The sequence below is a fragment of the Shigella sp. FC1567 genome, assembly GCF_001743015.1.
Lineage (GTDB): Bacteria > Pseudomonadota > Gammaproteobacteria > Enterobacterales > Enterobacteriaceae > Escherichia > Escherichia coli.
In genome coordinates, this window is the sequence record NZ_MIIV01000109.1 from 1 (window position 1) to 6,917 (window position 6,917).

Below are 6,917 nucleotides of genomic sequence, written 5' to 3' on the forward strand. Positions count from 1 at the left end.
TTTCTGGTGCGTACCGGGCTGAGAGGCGGTGTAAGTGAACTGTAGTTGCCATGTTTTACGGCAATGAGAGCAGAGATAGCGCTGATGTCCGGCAGTGCTTTTGCCGTTACGCACCACGCCTTCAGTAGCGGAGCAGGAAGGACATCTGATGGAAATGGAAGCCACGCAAGCACCTTAAAATCACCATCATACACTAAATCAGTAAGTTGGCAGCATTACCAATTTTTGGGCTGACGGCACGCCGCACAGCCCGTCACGCTACCTATTCGTCGATGATTGACTCGAATCCGCCATAGATCATTCGCTTGCCGTCAAACGGCATGGACTCGCCGAACTCTTTCATCCGTGGGTCCGACATCATCTTTTGATTAGCAGCGTCGCGGACCTCTTTTGAAGGGTATTCAATCCAGCTAAAGACAACCTCTTCATTCTCTTCCGCTTTCACCGCCATACGAAAATCGGTCACTTTGCCATCCGGTACATCGCTGGCCCAGCATTCGACAATACGAAGCGCGCCAAACTCTTTAAACAATGGCGCAGCCTTAGCGGCCATTTCCCGATAGGCATCCTTTTTATCGGCAGGAACGGCAACCACAAAACCATCAACATACTTCATCAGACATACCTCCGAAGCGTACTGCGCAGCCAGACAATTCTTGCGACGTCAGTTGTGGTTAAAGTTTAGCCATGTTGGGTTTTTTTGACGAAACGGTGGGAGGCAGAAATGGGTGGGGGCCCTGCCAGCTACATCCCGGCACACGCGTCATCTGCCTTGGCTGCTTCCTTCCGGACCTGACCTGGTAAACAGAGTAGCGTTGCGGGAGAACCAACAGAGCCCCCATTGAGAGCGTTGAGAACCAACGCGCAGGCACATTATCACTGCTGCCCCGGCTAATTGCAACCCATCGCGTGCCAGATGCTGGTTTCTTGCGCAATGCGACTTCACTCGGGCGTTTTTCCAGATTATGCTGAAAAATTACCTCAGGAAGAAAAGATGGAAAAAGAAGATTCATTTCCCCAACGCGTCTGGCAAATCGTCGCCGCTATTCCCGAAGGCTATGTCACCACTTACGGTGATGTGGCGAAACTGGCGGGATCGCCCCGCGCCGCGCGCCAGGTGGGCGGTGTGTTAAAGCGTCTCCCTGAAGGCAGCACCTTACCCTGGCACCGGGTGGTTAATCGCCACGGCACAATTTCGCTAACCGGACCGGATTTACAGCGTCAGCGACAGGCATTACTGGCAGAAGGTGTGATGGTATCGGGAAGCGGGCAAATCGACTTGCAGCGTTATCGCTGGAACTACTAACCCTCTCCGGGCGGAGAGGGTTAACGTCGCTTAATATTGCGTAGGAGCTGGAACTGCCGAAGACGGATTCACCTGAGTTGGTGAAGTCGAAGGTACGGTAGTCGTTGCACCACCGCTGGCCTGAACCGGCACGGCGGTTTGCTGCACCGGCACCAATGTCAGGTCGGCTTTAGTTCCGCCCTTGTTGATCACCGGCTGAACGGTATCGGTAATAAATACCAGTTTGTCATTCACGGTAATCGCCGCACTCAACAGAATACGCGCGTTCGGCTGAACATCTGCCGGGTTAAATGGCAGAACAAAGCTGAATGGTGACTGTTTACCTTCGGTACGCACCGCTTTCTGCGCCAGCACTTTTGACGGTGCATCGGCTAACGACGCGTCAGAAAGTGTCACGGTCAGCACAGCATCAGGCGGCAGTGCGACTTTCTGCCGGATCCAGACGGTACCGGAGACATTCGGTTGCTGGATAGCAGGTTGTTGTGTTGCTGAAATAGACGTATTTGCAGTCGGGGCTGGCGTCTGAATATCCGCGCTTTTATCTGCGCAAGCCGCCAACGCAATCGCAACCGCTAAACCACTGGCCATGTGCACGAGTTTCATTCATTTCTCCTTATTATCAATGCACCAGCGGGCTAACTTTCCTCGCCGGAAGAGTGGTTAACAAAATAGTAACGTCAATAAGTGTGGCACACATCACGCATTTCTGCCTGTAATTAGCCCGTAATTCAGATTATTGCACCCATCGGACCAGTGGCAAATTTGCGTTATACTCAACTCACTTTGGCTTGCTGCGGCAGCTTTGTTACTGGAGAGTTATATGAGTCAGGCGCTAAAAAATTTACTGGCATTGTTAAATCTGGAAAAAATTGAGGCAGGACTCTTTCGCGGCCAGAGTGAAGATTTAGGTTTACGCCAGGTGTTTGGCGGCCAGGTCGTGGGTCAGGCCTTGTATGCTGCAAAAGAGACCGTCCCGGAAGAGCGGCTGGTACATTCGTTTCACAGCTACTTTCTTCGCCCAGGCGATAGTAAGAAACCGATTATTTATGATGTCGAAACGCTGCGTGATGGTAACAGCTTCAGCGCCCGCCGGGTTGCTGCTATTCAAAACGGCAAACCGATTTTTTATATGACGGCCTCTTTCCAGGCACCAGAAGCGGGTTTCGAACATCAAAAAACAATGCCGTCCGCGCCAGCGCCTGATGGCCTGCCTTCGGAAACGCAAATCGCCCAATCGCTGGCGCACCTGCTGCCGCCAGTGCTTAAAGATAAATTCATCTGCGATCGTCCGCTGGAAGTCCGTCCGGTGGAGTTTCATAACCCACTGAAAGGTCACGTCGCAGAACCACATCGTCAGGTGTGGATCCGCGCAAATGGTAGCGTGCCGGATGACCTGCGCGTTCATCAGTATCTGCTCGGTTACGCTTCTGATCTTAACTTCCTGCCGGTAGCTCTACAGCCGCACGGCATCGGTTTTCTCGAACCGGGGATTCAGATTGCCACCATTGACCATTCCATGTGGTTCCATCGCCCGTTTAATTTGAATGAATGGCTGCTGTATAGCGTGGAGAGCACCTCGGCGTCCAGCGCACGTGGCTTTGTGCGCGGTGAGTTTTATACCCAGGACGGCGTACTGGTTGCCTCGACCGTTCAGGAAGGGGTGATGCGTAATCACAATTAAAAAAATAGCCGGAGGTGAAAACCGTCCGGCTGTTTTTTGCAGTGCTTGTTACGCGTTATAGGCATTCTCGCCGTGACTGTTGACATCCAGCCCTTCTAGCTCCTGCTCTTCCGGTACACGCAGACCAACCGTCAGATCCGCCAATTTGTAGCCAATAAATGCCACCACACCGGACCAGACGATCGTAATGGCGATGCTTTCCAGCTGTACCAGCAACTGATGACCCATCGTCACACCTTCAGCGAAGCCCACGCCGCCCAGCGAGCTGGCGGCAAAAATCCCGGTCATGATACAGCCGACAATGCCACAAACGCCGTGCACACCGAAGACATCGCAGGGATCATCCACCCGCAGCAAGCGTTTGAGCATGGTAACGCCCCACAAGCCCGCCAGACCAGCTACCACGCCGATAATCAACGCGCCGCCAACCCCAATGTAGCCGCACGCTGGCGTCACGCCGACCAGACCGGCAATCGCGCCAGAACACGCCCCCAGCAGTGAAGGCTTACCACGCAGCGCCCATTCACCGAAGATCCAGCCAAGAATTGCCGCCGCCGTTGCGACCACAGTATTCACAAATGCCAGTGCCGCGATTTCATTCGCCGTGCCCGCTGACCCGGCGTTAAAGCCAAACCAACCGATATAGAGAATGGCAGTCCCGGTGAAGACCATCGGCAGGTTGTGCGGTTTAAACGCCTCTTTACCGAAGCCCACGCGTTTGCCTATCAGATACGCGCCCACCAGACCGGCGATTGCGGCGTTAATGTGCACCACTGTGCCACCCGCGAAATCCAGTGCACCGTGAGAAGCCAGCAAACCGCCGCCCCACACCATATGCGCAATCGGAATGTAAGAGAGCGTCAGCCATACCACCACGAAAATCAACACAGCTGAGAAGCGGATTCGTTCCGCCAGCGCCCCAACTATCAAGCCTACGGTAATGCAGGCAAACGATCCCTGAAACGCTACGTGGATATACTGATAAATGCTGCCCATCACCGCCGTCAGTTCGATGTTTTTCAGCATCAACCAGTTAACGTTGCCGAAGAAGTTGTTACCCTCACCAAACGCCAGCGAGTAACCGTAAACCACCCAGAGAATACAGACCAGTGCAAACGTCACCGTCACCTGCATCAGCATCGACAGCACGTTTTTGCCGCGAATCAACCCACCGTAAAACAGGGCAATCCCCGGAATAGTCATAAACAGCACCAGCGCAGTACAAATCATCATAAACGCATTGTCGGCTTTATCGGCCACCGCAGGTGCAGCCATTACCAGTCCCGGCAGCATCGCCAGTGAAGCAAGCCCAGTTTTTATCGTCGCTATCTTCATTTTTCGTTCCTGTTGCTGTGTGCCAGAGATTACAGCGCCGCTTCGTCGGCTTCGCCGGTACGAATACGAATGACGCGTTGCAATTCAGCGACGAAGATTTTGCCGTCGCCAATTTTTCCGGTGTAAGCCGCCTTACTGACGATATCGATCACTTCATCGAGTTGGTCATCAGCAATTGCCACATCAATTTTTACTTTTGGCAGGAAGTTGACGCTGTATTCCGCCCCCCGGTACAGCTCGGCATGCCCTTTCTGACGCCCGAAACCTTTCACTTCGGTGACGGTCAGGCCCTGAATACCAATGGAAGATAACGCTTCACGAACGTCTTCCAGCTTGAATGGTTTGATTATCACGGTCACCAGCTTCATAGATCCCCTCCAGTCAGAATTCGGTAATGGTTCTGCTACACGAAGAAGGTATTGCAAGCGGTGTGCCAGAAATGAAAAACGAGAAAGAGAGCAGGAAGTTAAGAAGATTGAAAATGAAAACGCACTATGACAGTGCACAGTGCGTTACATTTTTGCACCAACGATGAAATATTGCGCTATTCAGGCGCTCAATGATTCTTCTTCACGCACGCTGGCTGCCAGCTCTTCGCCCGCAAGTTGCAGTTGATACATCTGCCAGTAGCGTCCCTGGGCCGCCAGCAGTTGCTGGTGAGTGCCCTGCTCCACGGCTTGCCCACGATGAAGCACCAGAATGGTGTCGGCATCAACAATGGTCGATAAGCGGTGAGCAATCACCACCAGCGTGGTATGTTCACGCACAGCCGCCAGAGCATGTTGAATCGCCTGTTCAGTACCGGAGTCAATGCTGGCGGTTGCCTCATCAAGGATCAGGATTTGCGGCGTCTCCACCAACACGCGTGCCAGTGCCAGCAGTTGCTTTTGCCCGACGGAGAGATTATTCCCCTGCTCGCCCAGCGGCGTATAAATACCATCACTCATGCTGCGCGCCAGCTCCGCCAGTTGCACGGTTTCCAGCGCCTGCCAGACGCGTTCTTCGGAGATATCACGCCCCAGCGTCACGTTGGCGAGGAAGGTATCCGCCAGCACCACCGGATCTTGCTGCACCATTGCCACGCCCTGGCGCAGCGCGCTGTGACTTAGCGAACTTAATGGACGACCATCAAGGCGAATCTCACCTTCCGTTAGCGGGTAATAGCCCATCAATAAACTGGCGAGGGTGCTTTTGCCACTGCCGGTATGCCCGACCAGTGCCACAAAGTTACGCGAAGGCACAGAGAGATTAATGTTCTTTAGCACCAGATTGTCATCGCGATAAGCAAATGACACGTTATCGACTTCGATGGTGCCACTCTGTAACGGGCGATCATCATTGCCATATTGCTGGCGCGGTCCGTCCATCAGTTCAAACACGCGCTCACCAGCAACAACAGCCTGTTGCAGCATCGCCTGTTGCGTGGTCAGTTCGATTAAGGGTTCGTTAAGTCGCCCAAGATAGCTGATAAACGCATACAGCACGCCTACTTCAATGGTGCCGCTAGCGGAGAAGCCAAACAGCATCAACAAGCCACAAAGAATGAGCGATGAAAACAGACTCAGCAGCGGACGCAGCAGAAAACCGTCGAGGCGCAGGGTTTGCATCCTGGCCATATAGTGTGAACGACTGGCCTCCCCCATACGTTCGCCAAATCGCGCCTGCTGACGGAACTGCTGGATAACGCTCATGCCATTGATGATTTCGTTAAAGCCGTCGTTGATATCCGCCAGATAGGCGCGCACACGACGGACAATCGGCGTGCTGTAACGCTGGTATATCACCATTACCACCAGCACCACCGGGAAAATCATTATCGCCACCAGCGCCATTCGCCAGTCGAGGCTGAACATCGCCACCAGCATCGCGCCCACCAGTGCGGCGCTACGCAGGACAGTTGCCACTACGGTAACGTAGAGATCGCGGATCACTTCAGTGTCATTAGTGACGCGGGAAATCACCTGCCCGACGGGTTGGGTATCAAACTCGCTTAATGGCTGGCGCAATGCGGCATCCATCACGTCGGTACGCAACTGTTGCACTACGCCTACTGCCGCCCGATTAAACAGCAGCGACTGCGCGTAATGTAGCCCGGCGGCAAACAGTTGTAGCCCAACATACGCCGCAGCCAGCCCTGCAACCATTTTCAACGGCAGGTTATTTTTCGCTACCATATTGTCGATAAAATAGCTGATAAGCAGCGGCCCACTGACTTCTGCCGCTGCCGCAACCCACATCATCAGGACCGCAATCCCCAGCGGTTTACGCCACGGCGAACCGTACGCTAACAGACGCTTGAGAGTCGGCCACAGTTGGCTAAAACTACGCATCGACGGCCTCCTCGCGAATTTCCGGAGCGTCGTCGAGCGCCGCCTCCAGTTGTTGATAGCGATACATATCGCGATACCAGCCGCTTTGTTGCGCCAACTCATCATGATTGCCACGCTGGGCGATATGTCCGTGCTGCATCACAATAATTTATATGAACGCATCCCATTTGCAAGGCATCCATTGTTTTGACATGACGGGTAGGTTGCAGCTTTATATCCGGCTTTATTGCAGCCGTAACGCTGCGAGCCCCTATGTAATTCGCCG

General features: G+C 53.7%; 8 protein-coding genes, 1 other RNA gene and 1 pseudogene. 2 read left to right on the plus strand and 8 right to left on the minus strand.

The window, feature by feature from the left end; all coding sequences use genetic code 11:
* The 3 genes from BHE85_RS08075 to ffs form a co-directional block, all read right to left on the minus strand.
* A partial coding sequence (locus BHE85_RS08075) for an IS1 family transposase (protein WP_047664789.1) occupies positions 1 to 165 on the minus strand: 165 nt, incomplete at its 3' end.
* A gap of 97 nt (positions 166 to 262) precedes the next feature.
* The gene (locus BHE85_RS08080; RefSeq protein ID WP_000878140.1) at positions 263 to 616 is read right to left on the minus strand and encodes a DUF1428 domain-containing protein; all 354 of its coding nucleotides are present in this window, start codon (positions 614 to 616) and stop codon (positions 263 to 265) included.
* 119 nt (positions 617 to 735) lie between these two features.
* Positions 736 to 832: signal recognition particle sRNA small type (gene ffs, locus BHE85_RS08085), an RNA gene on the minus strand.
* Between the two features lie 162 nt (positions 833 to 994).
* On the opposite strand from ffs, the gene BHE85_RS08090 reads away from it, so the two are divergent.
* Positions 995 to 1,306: an MGMT family protein gene (locus tag BHE85_RS08090; protein ID WP_000409911.1), complete on the plus strand. Its 312-nt coding sequence runs from the start codon at positions 995 to 997 to the stop codon at positions 1,304 to 1,306.
* Positions 1,307 to 1,336: 30 nt separating this feature from the next.
* Here the strand turns inward: BHE85_RS08090 and BHE85_RS08095 are convergent, their stop codons facing one another.
* Entirely contained in the window at positions 1,337 to 1,909 is a 573-nt protein-coding gene (locus BHE85_RS08095) for a YbaY family lipoprotein (protein WP_039063991.1), read from the minus strand.
* Between the two features lie 217 nt (positions 1,910 to 2,126).
* Here BHE85_RS08095 and tesB point away from each other — a divergent pair, with 217 nt between their 5' ends.
* Complete coding sequence (gene tesB / locus BHE85_RS08100) at positions 2,127 to 2,987, plus strand: acyl-CoA thioesterase II (protein WP_004981073.1); 861 nt, start codon at positions 2,127 to 2,129, stop codon at positions 2,985 to 2,987.
* Positions 2,988 to 3,035: 48 nt separating this feature from the next.
* Here the strand turns inward: tesB and amtB are convergent, their stop codons facing one another.
* The 4 genes and pseudogenes from amtB to BHE85_RS08120 all read right to left on the minus strand — a co-directional run.
* Positions 3,036 to 4,322, minus strand: coding sequence for an ammonium transporter AmtB (gene amtB, locus BHE85_RS08105; RefSeq protein WP_000685017.1), 1,287 nt, complete (start codon positions 4,320 to 4,322; stop codon positions 3,036 to 3,038).
* Between the two features lie 29 nt (positions 4,323 to 4,351).
* Complete coding sequence (gene glnK / locus BHE85_RS08110) at positions 4,352 to 4,690, minus strand: P-II family nitrogen regulator (protein WP_000780338.1); 339 nt, start codon at positions 4,688 to 4,690, stop codon at positions 4,352 to 4,354.
* Between the two features lie 180 nt (positions 4,691 to 4,870).
* Positions 4,871 to 6,652, minus strand: coding sequence for a SmdB family multidrug efflux ABC transporter permease/ATP-binding protein (locus BHE85_RS08115; protein WP_001256174.1), 1,782 nt, complete (start codon positions 6,650 to 6,652; stop codon positions 4,871 to 4,873).
* Positions 6,645 to 6,800: pseudogene (locus BHE85_RS08120) on the minus strand (hypothetical protein); the annotation flags it as partial. The gene BHE85_RS08115 and the pseudogene BHE85_RS08120, both read right to left, overlap by 8 nt.
* Positions 6,801 to 6,917: the final 117 nt, after the last annotated feature.

Excerpts from the sequence above, each read along its gene's own strand:
- BHE85_RS08080 (WP_000878140.1), bottom strand. The coding sequence starts at position 616 with ATGAAGTATGTTGATGGTTTTGTGGTTGCCGTTCCTGCCGATAAAAAG.
- BHE85_RS08090 (WP_000409911.1), top strand. The coding sequence starts at position 995 with ATGGAAAAAGAAGATTCATTTCCCCAACGCGTCTGGCAAATCGTCGCC.
- BHE85_RS08095 (WP_039063991.1), bottom strand. The coding sequence starts at position 1,909 with ATGAAACTCGTGCACATGGCCAGTGGTTTAGCGGTTGCGATTGCGTTG.
- tesB (WP_004981073.1), top strand. The coding sequence starts at position 2,127 with ATGAGTCAGGCGCTAAAAAATTTACTGGCATTGTTAAATCTGGAAAAA.
- amtB (WP_000685017.1), bottom strand. The coding sequence starts at position 4,322 with ATGAAGATAGCGACGATAAAAACTGGGCTTGCTTCACTGGCGATGCTG.
- glnK (WP_000780338.1), bottom strand. The coding sequence starts at position 4,690 with ATGAAGCTGGTGACCGTGATAATCAAACCATTCAAGCTGGAAGACGTT.
- BHE85_RS08115 (WP_001256174.1), bottom strand. The coding sequence starts at position 6,652 with ATGCGTAGTTTTAGCCAACTGTGGCCGACTCTCAAGCGTCTGTTAGCG.